Raw genomic sequence first — 19156 nt, forward strand, 5'->3', positions numbered from 1 at the left:
GCCCGGCCAGAATTCAAACCGCACGATTCTATTAGGAATCGCTAACATCAGTCAATCTGCTTTCAGATTGCTTGCAGTGAATTTCGCACAACGGCTGCTATCACGCCTTCATGATGGCTGGCCGGATATTGCGCCGCAACGATCTGAAACGTAATTGGATTGCGCCAGCATTGGCGCGCATGATGTCGGATCCGTCAGCGACTGCACGACCGCTATTCCCGTCGACGGCGTTCGGTAATCGCGCAGATCAGCGGAACGCTGTATACGTGTCGCGCGAGACCGACAACCTTCCGGCAACCGCAAGGAATAGGTTGCCGGAATGTATGGAACAGGTTAGGCGCTGGCCTGCGGTTCGCGCAGGCGCGTGAGCACACCGTCCAGTGCGTCGTTGCTGGCGAAGTGAATCGTGAGCTGGCCCTTGCCACGCGCGCCGAGCTTGATCTGCACAGACAGGCCCAGCGTATCGGAAAGCTCTTCTTCGAGCCGCGCCACATCGCGTGTGCCATTGCCCGACTTCTGCTTCAGGGACTTCAGATCAAACGGCTTGAGCGTCGATGCCACCAGCTTCTCGGTCTCGCGCACGGACAACCGTTTGTTGACGATCTGGTTGGCCAGCGTGATCTGATTCGCGCCGTCGACAGCCAGCAACGCGCGCGCGTGTCCCATGTCGAGATCGCCAGCCATCAGCATGGTCTGGACAGGTGCGGCAAGATTGAGCAGACGCAGCAGATTCGATACCGCACTGCGCGAGCGACCCACGGATTCGGCCGCCTGCTCGTGCGTGAAACGGAATTCGCGGATCAGGCGCATGATGCCTTGCGCCTCTTCCAGCGGGTTCAGGTCTTCACGCTGGATGTTCTCGATCAGCGCCATGGCGGCCGCAGCCTCGTCGGCGACGTCCTTCACGAGCACCGGCACCTTGTCGAGACCCGCAAGCTTCGAAGCGCGGTAGCGGCGCTCACCGGCGATGATCTCGTAGCGATCAGGCTCGGCCACGCGGCGCACCAGAATCGGCTGCATCAGCCCCTGAGCGCGAATGCTCGCGGCCAGTTCCTGGAGCGCGCCTTCGTCCATGCGCGTGCGCGGCTGGTACTTGCCAGGCTGAAGCTGATCGACGCGCAGCACAGACGGCGCACCCTCCTGCTTCGAGGTTTCAACGATCTCTGCAGGGCCGCCGAGCAGTGCTTCCAGCCCCCGACCCAGTCCCTTCTTCTTTGCGGTACTCATCGTCGCCATCCTTGCTGTCCCTTCCCTGCTGTTTCAGTGACGTGCTCAGCCGAGCTGTCGCACGCGCGCGATCATCTCCGCGCCGAAATCGAGATACGCCTTCGCGCCCTTGGACGAGGCATCGAACGCCACGCCCGGCATGCCATAGGAAGGCGCTTCGGCCAGACGCACATTACGCGGAATCACAGTCTTGAATACCTTGTCGCCGAAGTGGGCCTCGAGTTGGGCCGACACCTGCTGCTGCAGCGTCACGCGCGGATCGAACATGACGCGCAGCAACCCGATCACCTTGAGGTCGCGATTCAGGTTCGCATGTACCTGCTTGATCGTGTTGACGAGGTCCGACAGTCCTTCGAGCGCGAAGTACTCGCACTGCATCGGCACGATCACACCGTGCGCCGCGCACAGGCCGTTCAGCGTCAGCAGCGACAGCGACGGCGGGCAATCGATCAGCACGAAGTCGTATTCCTCATCGACTTCAGCCAGCGCCTGCTTGAGCCGACGTTCGCGCTGGTCGAGCTCGACCAGTTCCACTTCGGCACCAGCCAGTTCACGGTTGGCAGGCAGCACGTCATAGCGCCCCGATTCGGATCGCTGGCGCGCCTCGGGGACCGTGGCGAGCCCCACCAGTACCTGGTACACGCTGTGTTCCAGCGCCTGCTTGTCGATGCCCGACCCCATCGAGGCATTGCCCTGCGGATCAAGGTCGACCAGCAAGACGCGCTGGTCCTGCGCTGCAAGGCCGGCGGCCAGGTTCACCGTGGTGGTGGTTTTGCCGACGCCGCCCTTCTGGTTTGCGATCACGAATACCTTGGCCATATGCGCTTGCAGCTCCTCAGTGCACAATTCCGCCATGCGGAACATGTGCTCAATAAATTACCCAACCGATTTCAACGCCGGGACAGCACAACAAGGTGCCGTTCCACATCGAGCTCAGGTACTACCAGTTTCGGTACCGCTTCCACCTGCCAGTCAGCCATCAGACCGGCCGCTTCCATGCGATCGATCTCCGCCTGCGGATAAACTCCCTTCATGGCGATCAGCTTTCCGCCCGGCGCCAGCAGGTGCCCGGACAACGTCACGAAATCGGTCAATTCTGCGAATGCTCGCGAGGTGATCACGGCATAGCCCTGCGCGTCGTCGATCTTTTCCACAGGCCCCCAGTGGGCGGCCGCATTGGTCAGGTGCAACTGGGCACGGCACTGCGTCAGGAATGCGGTCTTTTTCTGCACGATGTCGACCATCAGCACCGACACATCCGGGCACGAGATCGCCAGCGGCATGCCCGGCATCCCACCGCCCGAGCCGACGTCGAGCACCCTGCCCCGCGCGCCCTGTGCCACGTTTGCGGAGCGAGCGGCTTCGGCCAACGCCGGGACAGCCGTCAGCGAATCGAGCAGATGATGCGTGAGCATTTCGTCAGGATGACGAATCGCGGTTAGGTTGTAGACGCCATTCCATTTGCGGAGCAGCGTCAGGTACGCAAAAAGCGTATCGATCTGGGCTGGCGTCAGTGCCAGCCCGATCGCGTTCAGTCCGGCTTCGAGCCGGCGGCGTTGCGCGGCGTCGTCGACCGCGAAATGTCGGGAACCACCCACTCAGGCAGCCTCCTGTCCATTGCCGGCCACCGGGGTTGCCGATGTCTGGGTCGCGGCGCGCCCCATGCCCTTCTTCTTCAGGTGTACCAACAGCAGCGAGATAGCCGCAGGCGTCACGCCGGAGATACGCGAAGCCTGACCCAGCGTTTCCGGGCGATGCTGGTTCAGCTTCTGGCTCACCTCGAAGCCCAGGCCACGCACCTCGGTATAGTCGAAGTTCGGCGGCAGCTTGGTCGACTCGTTGGCTTCAAGCTTGTCCACTTCGGCAGCCTGGCGTGCGATATAGCCGTGGTACTTGATACCGATCTCGATCTGCTCGCGAATCTGCTCGGCAAGCATCTTGTCTTCGTCGAGCGGCGCTTCCGGTGCAAAGCGGCCATCCTGCAGCGCGACAAGCGCCTCATAACGGACTTCGGGACGGCGCAGCAGGTCTGCGAGCGAGTATTCGCGTTCGATGCCCTTACCGAGCAGCGGGACGGCGTCAGCCTCGGGCAACAAGGTCGGATTGACCCAGGTGCTCTTGAGTCGCTCTGTTTCACGTGAAACAGCGTCGCGCTTCCGATTGAAGGCATCCCAGCGCACATCGTCCACCACACCGAGTTCGCGACCGATTTCGGTCAGACGCATGTCCGCGTTGTCCTCGCGAAGGCTCAGGCGGAACTCCGCACGGCTGGTGAACATGCGGTATGGCTCGGTCACGCCTCGCGTGATCAGGTCATCGACCAGCACACCGAGATATGCCTGGTCGCGGCGCGGCGTCCAGGCGTCGCGTTCGCGTACGTAGCAACCGGCGTTGATCCCGGCCAGCAGACCCTGCGCCGCCGCTTCCTCGTAGCCGGTCGTGCCATTAATCTGGCCGGCGAAGAACAACCCCTCAATTGCCTTGCTCTCCAGCGACGACTTCAACCCGCGCGGGTCGAAGTAGTCATACTCGATCGCATAGCCCGGACGCAGGATATGTGCGTTCTCCAGTCCTCGAATCGAGTGAACAAGCTCAAGCTGTACGTCGAAAGGCAGGCTCGTCGAGATGCCGTTCGGATAGAACTCGTTGGTCGTCAGCCCTTCTGGCTCCAGGAAGATCTGATGGCTTTCCTTGCTGGCAAAGCGATGGATCTTGTCCTCGATGCTCGGGCAGTAGCGCGGCCCTACCCCTTCGATCACACCGGTGTACATCGGCGAGCGATCAAGGCCGCCGCGGATGACATCGTGGGTACGGCTATTGGTATGGGTAATCCAGCACGGCAGTTGTTGCGGATGTTGCTCCGGACGGCCCAGGAACGAGAACACCGGCACCGGGTCCAGGTCGCCGGGCTGCTCTTCCATCACCGAAAAATCGATCGTGCGGCCGTCAATGCGCGGCGGCGTACCGGTCTTCAGGCGACCTTGCGGCAGTTTCAGTTCCTTGAGACGCGCCGACAACGACACGGCTGCAGGGTCGCCCGCACGACCGCCCGTGTAGTTATCGAGGCCAACGTGGATCTTGCCGTCCAGGAAGGTACCAGCCGTCAGCACCACCGCGCGCGCGCGAAAGTCGATGCCAACCTGGGTACGAGCACCGACCACGCGGTCACCCTCCACCATCAGGTCATCCACGGCCTGCTGGAACAGCATCAGGTTTGGCTGGTTCTCCAGCCGCGTCCGGATGGCCTTGCGATACAGCACTCGGTCCGCCTGGGCACGGGTCGCCCGAACGGCCGGGCCCTTGCTGGAGTTCAGGATGCGGAACTGGATGCCCGCCTCATCGGTGGCGGCAGCCATCGCGCCGCCCATGGCGTCCACTTCCTTGACCAGATGCCCCTTGCCGATGCCACCGATCGACGGATTGCAGCTCATCTGCCCCAACGTTTCGATGTTGTGGCTCAGAAGCAGCGTCTGGCAGCCCATGCGCGCGGCGGCAAGGGCTGCTTCGGTGCCGGCGTGACCACCGCCGACGACTATGACGTCGAATTCTTTCGGGTAAAGCATGGGACACCTCCTCCGGGAGGCTGGGCGGGAAAAATCGGGATGTCGAATTATAGCGGCAATCGATTCCCCGCCTTCGGTTGGACACGATGTTTCACGTGAAACATGGCGTGTGCGGTACCTGGCGAGGCAAAGTGTGTTTCACGTGAAACACTCCCGAGCCAAAAGAAGAAGGCCCCGCTTCCGCGGGGCCTTCCCTCTGCCCTACTTTGCCTCACATGTTTCACGTGAAACGTGCCCTCAGATCTGGCTCCGGATGTATGCCGCCACCTTCCCGCTCAGCACACCCAGGTCTCGCTGCAGGGTTTCGAAACCAGCATTCGGCACCTTGCTGGCTTCATCCATATACAGCGGCCGCCGGATCTCAATCTGCAGACTATTGCGCCGCTCGGCCGGGCGGCCAATCTGCGCGATCAGCTGCACGCCCTTGTACGGGTCATTACGTGCGACGGTGTAGCCCATGCCCCTCAACTCCCGCTCGACCAGATCGACGATACCCGGCTCGCAGGTGGTCCCGTCCCGGTCCCCGAGCACGAAGTCAGCCAACGGATGCGGGCTCTGGATCTTCAGGCGCTCATAGGCATTGTTCGGCATCGAGTGCAGGTTCAGATGCCAAACCGCGCCGAAGCGCGCGTACGCAGACTCCACCGCTGTCGACAGCGCCGCATGGTACGGACGGTAATAGCGATCGATTCGGGTCCGCACCTCGTCCACTGTCAGCTTACGATCGTAGATCGGGGTGGCAGCATCGATATTGCGCCAGACCAGACCGTAGCCGAGCCTGGTCTTCTCCCCAGGCGACAGGGGTGTCGGCCAGGATGTTGCCAGCAACTCCGGATCCAGATCGTCGAGCATCCGGTTTGGGTCGATATAAACGCGCGGAAAGGTCGCCCCAATCAGCGTGCCGCCGACCTTCGGGATGGCGGACCACAACGCATCGATATGCGTATCTTCCCCGCCACGCAGCCGCTGCAGAGGCACGGCCGCACCGAAGTCCGTCGGGTAGTGGATGCCGCTATGTGGCGAGTCACAGACCAGCGGCAACGCCGCGCCTTCGGGCGCAAACAAGAGGAACGGCCCCACCGGCGCGTCGCCCCGCACTGCTTCAAACGTCGTCATGGCTTAGTCCAGCTTGATGTTGGCGGCCTTGACCACACGGGCGTAGCGGGCGATCGATTGCTGGATTTGCGCCTTGAACTGGTCAGGCGTCGTCGGCACCAGCGTGCCACCCGACTCCTCCACCTTCCGCTTGAACTCGGGGTTCTGCATGGCCTTGTGGATTGCGGCATTCAGCTTGTCGATCACCGGCTGGGGCGTACCGGCCGGCGCGACGATGCCGAACCAGCCGCCCTCACCCATGTCCTTGAAACCGAGTTCGGCATAGGTCGGCACATTGGGCAACTGTGCCGACCGCTGCGCCCCGAGCACCGCCAGCGCACGCAGCCGGCCCGCTTTCACGTGGGGAAGCGTCGACGACAGGTTGTCGGTGATCGCATTGACCTGTCCCGCCACCGCATCGTTGAGCGCCAGACCCGCGCCCTTGTACGGCACATGCAGCAGATCGATCTTGGCCAGCATCATGAAGTTCTCGATGTTCACATGACCCAGCGACCCCGCGCCCGGCGATGCGAACGTGTACTTGCCCGGGTGCGCCTTCGCCAGGGCGATGAATTCCTGCATTGTCTTGGCGGGCACGCTCGGATGTACGGCGAACACACTCGGAATCGCCACTACGTTGGTCACCGGAGCGAAGTCCTTGATCGGGTCATAGCCGAGCTTCGGATAGACCGCCGGGTTGGACCCGTGCGTGCTGACCGTGGCCATGCCGATCGTGTAGCCGTCCGGCGTGGCACGTGCCACTTGCTCCATGCCGATCGAACCGCCGGCCCCGCCCTTGTTGTCGACGACGATGGTCTGCCCCAGCTCACGCCCTGCGAACTCCGCAACGAGACGCGCCGACAGATCCGTCGAGCCACCCGCGGCGAATGGCACAACCAGGCGGATCGGCTTGTTTGGATAGTTGGATTGCGCGAACGCCGACGCCGTCAAACCAACCGTGGCAAGCGTACCCACTGCAGCGGACACGGCGGTGGAAAGCAGGAAATGCCGGCGCGTGCTGGCAGCATTGCGGACTCGGGTCATCTGATCAAACTCCTCTTCTCGTTCTCGAATTTCGGGGTACCGAGCAGCGAGTGTCGGGAGTTTACCGGCCCTGCACAAACGACTATATTGCACGCTTCCATTACCAAAGATCATCCTAGGCGGCCCGGTCATGCGCATCCGTTCCCCGTCGATGTCAGAGCTGCACGCGTTCGCCACGGCGGCCCGGTTGGGCAGTTTCACGCGTGCGGCCGAGACACTGTGCGTCACCCAGGGCGCCATCAGCCGGGCGATATCTCGCCTGGAATCCCACTTCGGCCAACCGCTGATCCATCGCAACGCCCATCGTCTGACCCTGACCGACGCCGGCCGCAGCTATCTGGAGGCGATCGCGGTGCACTTGGCAGCCATTGAGACCGCCAGCACATCCATGCTTGCGACGGATCGCCGCCATCATCTGATCCTGTCTGCCGTCCCCACGCTGGCCAGTGTCTGGCTCGTTCCGCGCCTGCCGGACTTCCAGCGTCGCCATCCAGAGATTCACCTGGACTTCGTCCCCTATCGGCGCGACGAGGACTTCTCCGGCGCCCGGCCGGATGCCGCAATCCTGGCGGGCGAAGCGGGCCAGTGGCCGGGCTGGCAGGCCGATTATGTGATCGGACGTGAAATGGTGCCGGTCTGCCACCCTGCCCGCGCCGAGACGCGGCAGTGGCAATCGCCGGACGAGTTGCTCGACGAACCCTTGCTCTACCACACCACTGCACCCGCGAACTGGCAGAACTGGCTGCGCGCGGCCGGCGTACCCAGTGCTGCGCCCACACTTGCCAGGGGCTTCGACCAGGTCTCGATCCTGCTCGAGGCCGTGAAGGCCGACATGGGCGTGGCGGTCTTGCAGAGATGCCTGGTACGCGATGCACTACAGGCTGGGCAGGTCGTCGCGCCTTTCGATCTTCCGATCCGGCTCAATCGCGGTTACTTCCTGTGCGCGCCACGTGAGAGACGCGACCATCCTGCCCTGACTGCCTTTCGAGATTGGCTGCTCTCAGCCGCAGCGATAGATATCGGCTCGAAGTAATATCGACTATATATCTATTGCATGAATGATCATCGGCTTACTATATGATAAACAAATAAAAACGACGCCATATTGGCGTCGTCAATCAAACATAAGAATATAAAAGCAGGTCAGGCCGCTTTCTTCGTCAGCCCCAGATACGTCTCGATCACCTTTGGATTGCTCGCCAACGCCGACGCTTCCCCTTCCATAGCCATGTCGCCGGTCTCGATCACATACCCGTAGTCAGCCACCTGCAACGCCGCCCGCGCGTTCTGTTCGATCAGCAGCGTCGCCACGCCGGTTTGTCGAAGGTTGTGGATGATGTGGAAGATCTCCTTGACGATCAGCGGCGCGAGACCAAGGCTCGGCTCATCGAGCATCAGCAACTGCGGCTTGGCCATCAGCGCGCGCCCCACGGCGAGCATCTGGCGCTCGCCACCGGACAGCGTGCCCGCCTCCTGCTTCGCACGCTCCCGCAGACGCGGGAACAGGTCGTACACCACATCCTTCTGGTCCAGATAGTTGCGTTCCCCAGCGCGCTTGCGCCGGAATGCGCCGAGCAGCAGGTTGTCCTCGACGCTCATCGACGCGAACAGTTCACGCTTCTCCGGCACCAGACACATCCCGCGCGACACACGCCCCTCCACGGGAATCCCCGCCATGTCGTGGCCGAGGAACCGAACCGAGCCGCTCGATGACCCGCTGACGGGCAGCGCGCCCATCACGGCATTCAGCATCGTCGACTTGCCGGCCCCGTTCGGCCCGATCACCGTCACGATCTTGCCGGCCTCCACCTTGAGGTTCGCGCCATGCACCGCCTCGACCTTCCCGTAGCGGACATGCAAGTCCTTCACTTCCAGAATCAGACTCATCTCATATCCTCAATCAATGCCGCCCAGATAGGCTTCCAGCACTGCCGGATTCTTCTGCACCTCCTCCGGCACACCTTCGGCGATGCGCGTGCCGAACTCCATCACCACGAGCCGGTCGGTCAGGTTCATCACGAAGTCCATGTCATGCTCGACAAGCAGCACGCTCATGCCCTCGCCCTTCAGCTTGCGCAGCAGGTCCGCCAGCGCCTGCTTCTCCTTGTAGCGCAGCCCCGCCGCAGGCTCGTCGAGCAGCAGCAGCGCGGGATCGCAACACAATGCGCGCGCGATCTCCAGGATGCGTTGCTGACCCAGCGCAAGGCTGCCAGCTTCGAGGTACATGCAGTCGGCCAGTCCAACGCGCTCCAGCTGGCGCTTCGCCTCGAACAGCAGCTTCTGCTCCTCCATCTTGTTCATGCGCAGGATCGCCGCCGACACACCGCCTTGCGCACGGAAATCGCCGCGCAGATGGGCGCCGATGGCAACGTTCTCGAGCACCGTCATCGTCGGCAACAAATGCACGTGCTGGAAGGTCCGGCCCACGCCGAGCTTGACGATCTCGCGCGACGGCAAACCGGAGATCACGTCGCCCCGATAGCGCACTTCGCCCGATGTCAGCGGCAGCACGCCGGTCACCAGGTTGAACGTCGTCGACTTGCCCGCGCCATTCGGGCCGATCAGGCCGATGATCTCGCCGGCCCGCACCTGGAAGCTCACGTCGTTCACCGCCACGAGCCCGCCGAACTGCTTGCGCACCGCGCGCACGTCCAGAATCAGCTCGCCGGTCTCTGGCTTCTGCCGTACCGGCAACGGCGGCGCAGTATCAGGGGCCAGCACCGGTGGCCCGGCCGGCATCAGCTTGCGTATGAACGGCCAGATGCCATCGCGCGCGTGCTGCAGCAGCAGCACGAGCAGCACGCCGAAGACGATGATCTCGAAGTTGCCGTCGGAGCCAAGCAGCTTCGGCAGCAGCCCTTGCAGCACGTCCTTGAGGATCGTCAGCACGCCTGCGCCCAGCACCGCGCCCCAGACATGACCCACACCGCCGACGACGGCCATGAACAGGTACTCGATGCCGTAGTTGAGACCGAACGGCGTCGGATTCACGGCGCGTTGCAGATGCGCATACAGGAAGCCCGACACACAGGCCAGCATCGCCGCCACGACGAAGATCACCACCTTCATCCAAGCGGTGTTCACGCCCATCGCCTCGGCCATCGTGCCACCGCCCTTCAGTGCGCGAATGGCACGGCCCGGGCGCGAGTTCAGCAGGTTGTGCATCGCCACCACGGCGAGCAACACCACCGCCCAGATCAGATAGAACATCGAGCGGCCCGATTGCAACTCGATGCCGAACAGCGACAGCACGGGAATGCCGTTCAGGCCATCGTACTTGCCAAGGAAATCGAGATTGCCGAACAGGAAGAACAGCGACAGTCCCCACGCGATCGTGGCCAGCGGCAGGTAGTGCCCGGACATGCGCATCGTGATCAATCCGATGACATAGGCGCACAGCACCGTGATGATCAGACCCACGACCAGACCGATCCACGGCGAGAGCCCGAACTGTGTGGTCAGGTATGCCGTGCTGTACGCACCGAGCCCGACGAACGCGGCCTGCCCGAACGACGTCATGCCGCCAACGCCCGTCAGCAGCACCAGCCCGATCGCCACGATGCTGTACAGACCAATGTAGTTGCCGAGCGTGATCCAGAACTCCGGTGTCGGCAGCACCGGCAGCAACGCCAGCACGATGACGAATGCCAGCGTCGCAATGCGATTGCGCAATGCGCCCGTGCCGCGAACTGCCGGCGCTTCACGCGAACCCATGTCCTTCTCCATCTGCTTGTCGGTGAGCATCGTCATGGCTTACTCCTCTTCCTCGACATGCCGGCTCGTGAGCGAGCGCCACAACAGCACCGGAAGGATCAGCGTGAAGACGATCACCTCCTTGAACGCGCTGGCCCAGAACGACGAATACGATTCAAGCAGCCCCACCAGCAGCGCACCAAGCGCGGCCACCGGATAGCTGACAAGACCGCCGACGATCGCTCCGACGAAGCCCTTGAGACCAACCAGGAATCCGGACTCGTAGTAGATCGTCGTCAGCGGCGCGATCAGGATGCCGCACAGCGCACCCATCGCCGCAGCCAGCGTGAACGACAGGCGGCCCGCCTGCGTGGTACCGATGCCGACCAGACGCGCGCCAAGCCGGTTCACCGCCGTGGCACGCAATGCCTTGCCCTGCAGCGTGCGATCGAAGTAGAACCAGAGCGCGCCGATCAGCACTGCCGACACCGCCACGACCCAGAGGCTTTGCCCCGATATGGTGAGACTGCCGACTTCGAAGCGCGCATCGGAGAACGCCGTCGTGCGCGACCCCTCCGCACCGAACATCACGAGCCCCAGTCCCACCAGTGCGAAATGCACCCCAACGGATACGATCAACAGCACCAGCGTGCTCGCCTCCGCCAAGGGCTGGTACGCGAGCCGGTACAACATCGGACCGAGCGGAATCACAACAAGCAGCGTCAGCGCGATCTGCGCGAGCATCGGCAAGGGTTGACCACCGTACTGCTGCACCACCAGATGCACGGCACCCGGAAACAGCAGGTACTTGCCCGCGAGAATCGCCAACCTCCGCGGCGCGGTACTGCGCAACTCGGGGCTGCGCATCACGGTCACGCACTCATAGAGAAATGTCAGCACGCCCATCGTGAGCAACAGCCATGTCGTCTTGGGTGCGTGGCCGGCCTGCATCGCTGCAAGCGTCAACGCGCCGTACGCAACAAACTCGCCCTGGGGGATGAAGATGACGCGCGTCACCGAGAACACCAGCACCAGCGCCAGTGCCAGCAGCGCGTAGATCGCGCCGGAGGTGATGCCGTCCTGCGCCAGAATGGCCGCAATCGATAGGTCCATTGTCTACTCGTGTCTACTCGTTGTCATGGATGAAGCAAGGCAACACGATTCCCGCTGCTGCCTCCACTGCCGTCAAACGTAGTCGCCCGGATGCGGAGGTAAAAAAAGGGCGCATGGCAAACTCCATGCGCCCTTCCGTACCACGCTTACCCCGCGCGACTTATCTCCCGCTTACTTCTGCAGCTTCCACTTGCCGTCGACGATCTGCACCATCACGCGCGCGCGCTGGTCCATGCCGAGGTGGTCGGTGGGGGTCATGTTGATGATGCCGTGCGACACCGGCAGGTTCGTGGTCTTCTCGAGCGCATCGCGCAGCGCCTTGCGGAACTCCTTCGTGCCGGGCTGACCTTTCTTGAGCGCCTCAGGAATCGCGTTCTGCAGCAGCAGGCCCGCGTCCCAGGCATGGCCACCGAACGTCGACACTTGACCGCCAAAGGCCTTTTCGTAAGCCGTCTTGTACGTCAGGGCCGGCTTCTTGACCGGATTGCTGTCAGGCAGTTGCTCGGCCACCAGCAGCGGGCCGGCAGGCAGGAACGTGCCTTCGCAGTCCTTGCCGCACACGCGCAGGAAGTCAGGGTTGGCCACACCGTGCGTCTGGTAGATCTTGCCCTTGTAGCCGCGCTCCTTGAGCGCCTTCTCCGGCAGCGCGGCCGGCGTACCCGAACCAGCGATCAGCACCGCATCCGGATTGGCGCCCATCATCTTCAGCACCTGCCCGGTCACAGAGTTATCGGTGCGCGCAAACCGTTCGTTGGCGACCACCTTGATCTTGCGCATCTCGGCGACCTTGGCGAACTCCTGACCCCAGCTATCGCCATAGGCATCCGCGAAGCCGATGAACGCCACCGTCTTCACGTTGTTGTTGGTCATGTGCTCGGCAATGGCGGTAGCCATGTGCGAGTCGTTCTGCGGCGTCTTGAAGATCCACGCGCGCTTGGCATCCATCGGCTCGATAATGCGCGCCGACGCGGCCATCGAGATCATCGGCGTTTCACTCTCGGCGGCAACGTCCACCATCGCCAGCGAGTTCGGCGTCACGGTGGAACCCACCACCACGTCCACCTTGTCCTCGCTGATCAGCTTGCGCGTGTTCTTGACCGCCGTGGTCGTGTCGGTGGCGTCGTCGAGCACGATGTACTCGATCTTCTTGCCCGCGATCTCCTTCGGCAGCAGCGTGAACGTATTCTTCTCGGGAATGCCGAGCGATGCGGCAGGGCCCGTGGCCGATACCGTGACTCCAACCTTCACCTGGGCGTTGGCTGCGCCGGCGAACAGGCTGGCGGCGGCAAGAGCCAGCAAGCTGGCACGCTTGAATGTCATTGCGTCTCCTTCGGTTCCAAAAACGGAAAAAGGCATCCGCCGGCTTCCGGCCGGCGGATGCCTCCAGTTTTTTGTTGCGGCCCGTTGTTCGGGCTCTCTGGCAGATGCAGCGCCGGCATCCGCGTCACTATCGGGAACGTCGAAGATCGCCCCGTTTTTTCCCGTCCTGCGCTTTTTACCCCCGGTTGCGCAGCTGCATTTCCCGACCGCTCGGTCGGGAATGCGAATTGAGTCTAACACAGCGATCTTGTAGCGAAAGCGGGATTAACCCGCAGCCGCGCGAGCGCAACAGTCGAGGGTTGTTGCTCCCCCTATTGCCCCACGCCGACCACCATGCTCAACGCAGGAATGCGTCGTAGGCCGTCTTCAGGATCAGCGCGCTCACCACGGCGATGAACACCTTGCGCACGAAGCCGCTGCCATGGCGCAGCGCAAGCTTGCTGCCCACCTGGCTGCCCGCAACGTTGGCCGCTGCCATGATCAGGCCGAGCTGCCACCAGATATGTCCCTTGGATGCCAGCAGCAGCAGCGCCGCGAGATTGGTGGCTAGGTTGACGATCTTGGCCGACGCCGATGCGTGCAGAAAGTCGTAACCAAACACCCGTACGAATACGATCATCAGGAAGCTGCCGGTGCCCGGACCAAAGGCACCGTCATAGAAGCCGATCACCGCGCCCGCGAGCAAGGCGGCCACGCGCTCGCGCATCCCCGTCAGGGTTGGCGCATGCTCGGCGCCCAGGTTCTTCTTGGCTACGGTGTAGATCAGCAGCACCAGCAACACCAGCGGCAATGCCTTGCGCAGCGGCTCGGCCGGAATCTTGGTCAGGGTCCAGGCGCCGGCCATCGCCATCACGAACGCGGCAAGCATTGCCGGGGCCGTGGCGCCCCAGTAGATCCGCACCTTGCGCGCATAGCGTGCCGCGGCGTTGGCGGTGCCCGCCAGCGACGCCACCTTGGTGGTGCCTATCAGCGTGGCGGGCGACATATTGGGGTAGGTGGAAAACAGCGCCGGTACCTGCACCAGCCCGCCGCCGCCAGCGACGGCATCGATCATTCCGGCCAGAAAGGCGGCCGCGGCCAGAAAGACAAACTCCATGGATGAACAATCAGGAAGGGTTCGGAAGCGCCTGTCAGCCCAGTTGCTTGGCTGTCGGTACGAGGTTGCCGCGCCAGAGGCCTTCGGCCCCCCGCACGAAGCCGGCTGGCGCGTGCGCGGCATCGGCGATCAGTCCGGGTGCCAGCATGGCGTGACGGATGCCGTGAGCCCGGCACCACTCGGCCAGCACGATGCAGCATTCGGCCAGCCAGTCGTCGGCATCGCCGGATTCCGGCGGCCACCACTCGGTCGCCATTGCCACCCGTCCACCTGTGGACAAGCTGTGGACAAGCACTACGGGCAATAGCGCGCGCACCGCGTCGGTGCCTGCCATCAGGCAAATGCCGTGTCCGCCCTGCTCCAGCAAGGCATCCAGCGCCAGCCGCCGCCCGCGCGCCTCGGGCACCGCCAGTGGCGCACGCGCCATCAGCCACGCGTCCAGGACGGGCGCGTCGGCCGCCACGCCTGGGCGTACCCAGCGCTGCGTTTCAATGGGAATCGGGGAGTCGGGATGGACGGACATGACCGGGCCTTGGAAGCTGGCCGGCATTGTCGCATGGGGCTTTGCCGGCGGTCATGCCGAAGTTGCATGGTCCGCACTTCCGATCGACAAGGACCCCGGGGAAGTGACTGAAAGTTGATATTTCGGTGCCAGAAATGAAAAAGGCGTTGCTGGGGATCACCCGGCAACGCCCTTTTATCGTATTGGCTGCTGCTACCCGACACCGGGTGCGCGCCTGTCGTCTCCTCGCTTCCGCCTCCAAGTAACCTGCGAAAACCGTATATGGAATGTAACGAAGCGGTGCGTATGAAACAAGTCAGCAATAACCCTAGCCCCAAAATCGGGCATGTCGACCCGTCTTCACACCCTTGCTAATTCTTCCGGCTCGTGAGTGCGATCAGCTCGCCCATGATCCCGCGGCGGAAGGTCAGCACGCAGATCACGAAGATCACGCCCGTCACCATCGTCACCGATTCGCCCAGCGAATTGAACCAGTCGAGGCCGGTCACCGAGGCCAGGAACGTGCCGATATCGCCCAGCTTGTTCTCGAGCGCCACCACCACGAACGCACCGACGATCGGGCCGGACAGTGTGCCCAGGCCGCCCACCAGCGTCATCAGGATCACCGAGCCCGACATCGACCAGTGCACGTCCGTCAGCGTCTCGAAGCCGAGCACCAGCGCCTTGATCGAGCCAGCCAGACCGGAGAGCGCTGCCGAAAGCACGAAGGCCAGCAGCTTGAAGCGGTCGACATCGTAACCCAGAGAAATGGCACGCGGCTCGTTCTCGCGGATGGCCTTCAAGATTTGGCCGAACGGCGAGTGCACCGTGCGCACGATCAGCGCGAACGCCGCCACAATGATGACCAGGGCCACGTAGTAGAGGGTCAGGTCGTCGGAGAGCGGCAGCACGCCAAGCAGCTTGCCGCGCGGAATGCCCTGCAGCCCGTCCTCACCACCCGTCATCGGCACCTGCAGGCAGAAGAAGAACAGCATCTGCGCCAGCGCCAGTGTGATCATCGAGAAGTAGATGCCCTGGCGGCGAATCGCCAGCGAACCCACCACGTAGCCGATCGCCGCGCCGCTCAGCGTGCCGAAGATCAGGCCGAGTTCGGGTGTCACGCCCCAGACCTTCATCGCGTGCCCTGCCGCATAGCCCGCGCCGCCGAAGAACGCCGCGTGGCCGAACGACAGCAGGCCCGTGAAGCCGATCAGCAGATTGAAGGCGCACGCGAACAGCGCGAAGCACAGCACCTTGAGCACGAACACCGGGTAGGCACCGGCCAGCGGCGCCGCGATCAGGCCCAGCAACAGCAGGCCATACAACACTTTCTTCTGCACGCCCGTTCCTTCCTTGAAGCCCTTGGCCTCCACGGCCGTCGTCGTTTGTCCGGTCGGTCCACTCATCACTTTTCCCTCCCGAACAGCCCTGCCGGGCGCAGCATCAGCACGATCACCATGATGAAGAACACCACGGTCGACGATGCCTCAGGGTAGAACACCTTGGTCAGGCCTTCGATCACACCGAGCCCCAGGCCCGTGATGATCGATCCCATGATCGAGCCCATGCCGCCGATCACCACCACCGCGAACACGATGATGATCAGGTTCTGGCCCATCAGCGGCGACACCTGGATGACCGGTGCCGCCAGCACGCCGGCAAACGCTGCCAGCGCCACGCCGAAGCCGTAGGTCAGCGTGACCATCAGCGGCACGTTGATACCGAATGCCTCGACGATCTTGGGGTTCTCGGTGCCGGCGCGAAGGTACGCGCCGAGCTTGGTCTTCTCGATCACGAACCAAGTGGCCAGGCACACCACGATCGACGCGGCCACCACCCATGCGCGATAGTTCGGCAGGATCATGAATCCGAGATCGGTCGCGCCCTGCAGCGCATCGGGCGCCGAGTACGGCAGCCCCGACACCCCGTAGATCGAGCGGAACACGCCTTCGATCACCAGCGTGATGCCCAGCGTGAGCAGCAAGCCGTAGATGTGATCGAGCTTGTAGATCCAGCGCAGCATCGTCTTCTCGATGATGACACCCAGCACGCCGACCACGAGCGGCGAGAGAATCAGCATCACCCAGTAATTGAGTCCGACGTACTCCATGCCCGCCCATGCCAGCACGGCACCGAGCATGAAGAGCGCGCCGTGCGCGAAGTTGATCACGTTAAGCAGGCCGAAGATCACGGCCAGCCCAAGGCTCAGCATCGCGTAGAAGGCGCCGTTGACCAGGCCCAGCAGCAGCTGGGACAGCATGGCGGGTAGCGGTATTCCGAAAATATCCATGGCTTAGATTGCCTTCTGGGTCTCCCCTCTCCCACAAGTGAGAGAGGGGTCGGGTGAGAGCGCATGGCGGGCCCAATTGCCGCCCTCGCGTACTGAAACGCTGACCCTCTCCCCCTGCCCCTCTCCCGCTCGCGGGAGAGGGGAGCAAACCATCTCGGGTTCGCCTGCTTCGCTTACTTCTTCAACAGCGCGCACTTCGACTCGGCCGGCGTCGTGAACGCCTGGTCGCCCGGGATCGTCGTCACGATCTTCAGGTAGTCCCACGGCTTCTTCGAATCGGCCGGCGCCTTCACCTGCATCAGGTACATGTCGTGGATGTTGCGGCCATCGGCACGGATGTAGCTCTTGTTGTAGAAGTCGCTGATCTTCATCTTCTTCAGCTCGGCCATGACCTTGTCCGGATCATCGGTCTTGGCGGCTTCCACGGCCTTCAGGTACGTGCTGATCGCGGAGTAGTCGGCGGCCTGCAGGCTGCTCGGCATCTTCTTCATCTTGCCGAAGAAGCGGTTCGCGAATTTGCGCGTGTCGTCGTTCATGTCCCAGTACCAGCTGTCGGTCATCAGCAGGCCTTCGGTGTTCTTCAGACCCAGCGAGTGAATGTCGTTGATGAACATCAGCAGGCCGGCGATCTTCATGTTCTTCGTGATGCCGAATTCCTTGGCCGCCTTGATCGAGTTGATCGTGTCGCCGCCAGCGTTGGCCAGGCCCAGGATGTCAGCCTTCGACGCCTGTGCCTGCAGCAGGAACGACGAGAAGTCCGATGCCGACAGCGGGTGGCGCACCGAACCCACCACCGTGCCGCCATTGGCCTTCACCACGGCTGCCGTGTCGTTCTCGAGCGAATGACCGAAAGCGTAGTCGGCAGTCAGGAAGAACCACTTCTTGCCGCCCTGCTTGACCACAGCGCTGCCGGTGCCCTTGGCCAGCGCCACCGTGTCATAGGCGTAGTGCACCGTGTACGGCGAGCACTCTTCGTTCGTCAGTCGGGCAGTGCCCGCGCCCACGTTGAAGTAGACGCGCTTCTTTTCCTGCGCCACCTTGTTCATGGCCAGGCCGGTAGCCGAGTTGGTGCCGCCCAGCAGCATGTCCAGACCCTGCTGGTCCATCCACTCGCGCGCCTTCGAGGCGGCGATGTCGGCCTTGTTCTGGTGGTCAGCCGAAACCAGTTCGATCGGCTTGCCCAGCACCTTGCCACCGTGATCCTCGATGGCCATCTTTACCGCTTCCAGGCCGCCCGGGCCGTCGATGTCGGCGTACAGGCCCGACATGTCGGTGATGTAGCCGATCTTTACCGTGTCACCCGAAACCTGCGCCGAAGCGCCGCCTGCAAACGCACCAAGGACAGTCGCCGCCACTGCGACGGCCAGTCGAGTCATCTTCATTTGTTGTCTCCTGAGTTGCGGCAGCGCAGTCACGCCGCCCGTTCCTGCCACCAATGCGAGTTAAATGCGACCACGGCACCGCAGGCGCGGCGCCGTCGATCAGACCCCAAGCAGTTCGTTGAGCACGGGCATCTTGGCCTGCAGCTCGTTCGCGGCGAAGCGTTCGACGATCGCGCCGTGCTCCATCACGTAGAAGCGGTCAGCCAGCGGCGCGGCGAAGCGGAAGTTCTGCTCCACCATCACCACCGTGTAGCCCTTCTTCTTGAGCATCAGGATCATGCGGGCCAGCGCCTGCACGATGACCGGCGCCAGGCCTTCGGAAATCTCGTCGAGCAGCAGCAGGTTCGCGCCAGTGCGCAAGATACGGCCCACCGCCAACATCTGCTGCTCCCCGCCCGAGAGGCGCGTGCCCTGGCTCTGGCGCCGCTCCTTGAGGTTCGGGAACATCTCGTAGATCTCGGCCTCGCTCATCCCCTTGCCTGCGTTGGCGCCCTTGAGCATCGGCGGCAGCAACAGGTTTTCCTCGCACGACAGGCTCGAGAAGATCGCCCGCTCTTCCGGGCAGTAGCCGATGCCGAAGTGCGCGATCTTGTGCGTGGGCAGGCCGATCGTCTCGTGTCCGTTGACCTTGATCGATCCCTTGCGTGCGCCGGTGAGGCCCATGATCGCGCGCATGGTCGTGGTGCGGCCCGCGCCGTTGCGGCCCAGCAGCGTGACCACTTCGCCGCGGTTCACGGTCAGGTCCACGCCATGCAGGATGTGCGACTCGCCGTACCAGGCGTGCAGGTCCTTGATCTCTAGCGCGGGAGTGTTGTCGTTCGCCATGGTCCG

At 63.1% G+C, this 19156-nt stretch carries 17 protein-coding genes; 1 reads left to right on the plus strand and 16 read right to left on the minus strand.

The annotated features are described in order from the left end of the window. Positions 1-333: 333 nt before the first annotated feature. The 6 genes from K6G35_RS15900 to K6G35_RS15925 all read right to left on the minus strand — a co-directional run bounded on the left by K6G35_RS15900 (position 334) and on the right by K6G35_RS15925 (position 6929). Positions 334-1227 carry a ParB/RepB/Spo0J family partition protein gene (locus tag K6G35_RS15900; RefSeq protein ID WP_029306859.1) on the minus strand — a complete coding sequence of 298 codons (894 nt, stop codon included), beginning with the start codon at positions 1225-1227 and terminating at the stop codon, positions 334-336. 45 nt (positions 1228-1272) lie between these two features. Beyond that, positions 1273-2046 carry a ParA family protein gene (locus tag K6G35_RS15905; protein WP_008650166.1) on the minus strand — a complete coding sequence of 258 codons (774 nt, stop codon included), beginning with the start codon at positions 2044-2046 and terminating at the stop codon, positions 1273-1275. A 71-nt stretch (positions 2047-2117) separates the two neighbouring features. Further along, on the minus strand, positions 2118-2825 hold the full coding sequence (rsmG, locus tag K6G35_RS15910) for a 16S rRNA (guanine(527)-N(7))-methyltransferase RsmG (RefSeq protein ID WP_186425458.1): 708 nt from the start codon (positions 2823-2825) through the stop codon (positions 2118-2120). Next, positions 2826-4790, minus strand: coding sequence for a tRNA uridine-5-carboxymethylaminomethyl(34) synthesis enzyme MnmG (mnmG, locus tag K6G35_RS15915; protein ID WP_186425459.1), 1965 nt, complete (start codon positions 4788-4790; stop codon positions 2826-2828). 237 nt (positions 4791-5027) lie between these two features. Continuing rightward, complete coding sequence (locus K6G35_RS15920; RefSeq protein ID WP_495675926.1) at positions 5028-5906, minus strand: N-formylglutamate amidohydrolase; 879 nt, start codon at positions 5904-5906, stop codon at positions 5028-5030. Positions 5907-5909: 3 nt separating this feature from the next. Continuing rightward, positions 5910-6929 carry a Bug family tripartite tricarboxylate transporter substrate binding protein gene (locus tag K6G35_RS15925; RefSeq protein ID WP_186425461.1) on the minus strand — a complete coding sequence of 340 codons (1020 nt, stop codon included), beginning with the start codon at positions 6927-6929 and terminating at the stop codon, positions 5910-5912. 130 nt (positions 6930-7059) lie between these two features. Between K6G35_RS15925 and K6G35_RS15930 the strand changes: the two genes are divergently transcribed. Further along, the gene (locus K6G35_RS15930; RefSeq protein ID WP_495675927.1) at positions 7060-7962 is read left to right on the plus strand and encodes a LysR substrate-binding domain-containing protein; all 903 of its coding nucleotides are present in this window, start codon (positions 7060-7062) and stop codon (positions 7960-7962) included. A 110-nt stretch (positions 7963-8072) separates the two neighbouring features. Here the strand turns inward: K6G35_RS15930 and K6G35_RS15935 are convergent, their stop codons facing one another. The 10 genes from K6G35_RS15935 to K6G35_RS15980 form a co-directional block, all read right to left on the minus strand. Continuing rightward, positions 8073-8816 carry an ABC transporter ATP-binding protein gene (locus K6G35_RS15935; RefSeq protein ID WP_008650175.1) on the minus strand — a complete coding sequence of 248 codons (744 nt, stop codon included), beginning with the start codon at positions 8814-8816 and terminating at the stop codon, positions 8073-8075. A gap of 9 nt (positions 8817-8825) precedes the next feature. After that, entirely contained in the window at positions 8826-10679 is a 1854-nt protein-coding gene (locus tag K6G35_RS15940; protein WP_495675928.1) for a branched-chain amino acid ABC transporter ATP-binding protein/permease, read from the minus strand. Between the two features lie 3 nt (positions 10680-10682). Further along, a complete protein-coding gene (locus K6G35_RS15945) occupies positions 10683-11735 on the minus strand; it encodes a branched-chain amino acid ABC transporter permease (RefSeq protein ID WP_495675929.1) in 1053 nt (350 codons plus the stop codon). A 171-nt stretch (positions 11736-11906) separates the two neighbouring features. Beyond that, the gene (locus K6G35_RS15950; protein WP_008650179.1) at positions 11907-13055 is read right to left on the minus strand and encodes an ABC transporter substrate-binding protein; all 1149 of its coding nucleotides are present in this window, start codon (positions 13053-13055) and stop codon (positions 11907-11909) included. 337 nt (positions 13056-13392) lie between these two features. Further along, complete coding sequence (locus K6G35_RS15955) at positions 13393-14151, minus strand: sulfite exporter TauE/SafE family protein (RefSeq protein WP_035884413.1); 759 nt, start codon at positions 14149-14151, stop codon at positions 13393-13395. A gap of 34 nt (positions 14152-14185) precedes the next feature. Beyond that, complete coding sequence (locus K6G35_RS15960) at positions 14186-14674, minus strand: hypothetical protein (protein ID WP_495675930.1); 489 nt, start codon at positions 14672-14674, stop codon at positions 14186-14188. Between the two features lie 350 nt (positions 14675-15024). Next, entirely contained in the window at positions 15025-16059 is a 1035-nt protein-coding gene (locus K6G35_RS15965; RefSeq protein WP_495675931.1) for a branched-chain amino acid ABC transporter permease, read from the minus strand. After that, positions 16059-16943 (minus strand): branched-chain amino acid ABC transporter permease, encoded by an 885-nt coding sequence (locus tag K6G35_RS15970; RefSeq protein ID WP_008652243.1) that lies wholly within the window; start codon positions 16941-16943, stop codon positions 16059-16061. The genes K6G35_RS15965 and K6G35_RS15970 overlap by 1 nt, the downstream gene beginning before the upstream one ends. A 173-nt stretch (positions 16944-17116) precedes the next feature. After that, entirely contained in the window at positions 17117-18325 is a 1209-nt protein-coding gene (locus K6G35_RS15975; RefSeq protein WP_008648868.1) for an ABC transporter substrate-binding protein, read from the minus strand. Between the two features lie 99 nt (positions 18326-18424). Beyond that, positions 18425-19150, minus strand: coding sequence for an ABC transporter ATP-binding protein (locus K6G35_RS15980; protein WP_008648867.1), 726 nt, complete (start codon positions 19148-19150; stop codon positions 18425-18427). Positions 19151-19156 lie beyond the last annotated feature (6 nt).

Source organism: Cupriavidus sp. HY129 (genome assembly GCF_059492215.1).

What these genes read in the sequence shown, in the direction of transcription:
- K6G35_RS15900 (WP_029306859.1), bottom strand. Translation starts at nt 1,227, where the DNA reads ATGAGTACCGCAAAGAAGAAGGGACTGGGTCGGGGGCTGGAAGCACTG.
- K6G35_RS15905 (WP_008650166.1), bottom strand. Translation starts at nt 2,046, where the DNA reads ATGGCCAAGGTATTCGTGATCGCAAACCAGAAGGGCGGCGTCGGCAAA.
- mnmG (WP_186425459.1), bottom strand. Translation starts at nt 4,790, where the DNA reads ATGCTTTACCCGAAAGAATTCGACGTCATAGTCGTCGGCGGTGGTCAC.
- K6G35_RS15920 (WP_495675926.1), bottom strand. Translation starts at nt 5,906, where the DNA reads ATGACGACGTTTGAAGCAGTGCGGGGCGACGCGCCGGTGGGGCCGTTC.
- K6G35_RS15925 (WP_186425461.1), bottom strand. Translation starts at nt 6,929, where the DNA reads ATGACCCGAGTCCGCAATGCTGCCAGCACGCGCCGGCATTTCCTGCTT.
- K6G35_RS15930 (WP_495675927.1), top strand. Translation starts at nt 7,060, where the DNA reads ATGCGCATCCGTTCCCCGTCGATGTCAGAGCTGCACGCGTTCGCCACG.
- K6G35_RS15935 (WP_008650175.1), bottom strand. Translation starts at nt 8,816, where the DNA reads ATGAGTCTGATTCTGGAAGTGAAGGACTTGCATGTCCGCTACGGGAAG.
- K6G35_RS15940 (WP_495675928.1), bottom strand. Translation starts at nt 10,679, where the DNA reads ATGACGATGCTCACCGACAAGCAGATGGAGAAGGACATGGGTTCGCGT.
- K6G35_RS15945 (WP_495675929.1), bottom strand. Translation starts at nt 11,735, where the DNA reads ATGGACCTATCGATTGCGGCCATTCTGGCGCAGGACGGCATCACCTCC.
- K6G35_RS15950 (WP_008650179.1), bottom strand. Translation starts at nt 13,055, where the DNA reads ATGACATTCAAGCGTGCCAGCTTGCTGGCTCTTGCCGCCGCCAGCCTG.
- K6G35_RS15955 (WP_035884413.1), bottom strand. Translation starts at nt 14,151, where the DNA reads ATGGAGTTTGTCTTTCTGGCCGCGGCCGCCTTTCTGGCCGGAATGATC.
- K6G35_RS15960 (WP_495675930.1), bottom strand. Translation starts at nt 14,674, where the DNA reads ATGTCCGTCCATCCCGACTCCCCGATTCCCATTGAAACGCAGCGCTGG.
- K6G35_RS15965 (WP_495675931.1), bottom strand. Translation starts at nt 16,059, where the DNA reads ATGAGTGGACCGACCGGACAAACGACGACGGCCGTGGAGGCCAAGGGC.
- K6G35_RS15970 (WP_008652243.1), bottom strand. Translation starts at nt 16,943, where the DNA reads ATGGATATTTTCGGAATACCGCTACCCGCCATGCTGTCCCAGCTGCTG.
- K6G35_RS15975 (WP_008648868.1), bottom strand. Translation starts at nt 18,325, where the DNA reads ATGAAGATGACTCGACTGGCCGTCGCAGTGGCGGCGACTGTCCTTGGT.
- K6G35_RS15980 (WP_008648867.1), bottom strand. Translation starts at nt 19,150, where the DNA reads ATGGCGAACGACAACACTCCCGCGCTAGAGATCAAGGACCTGCACGCC.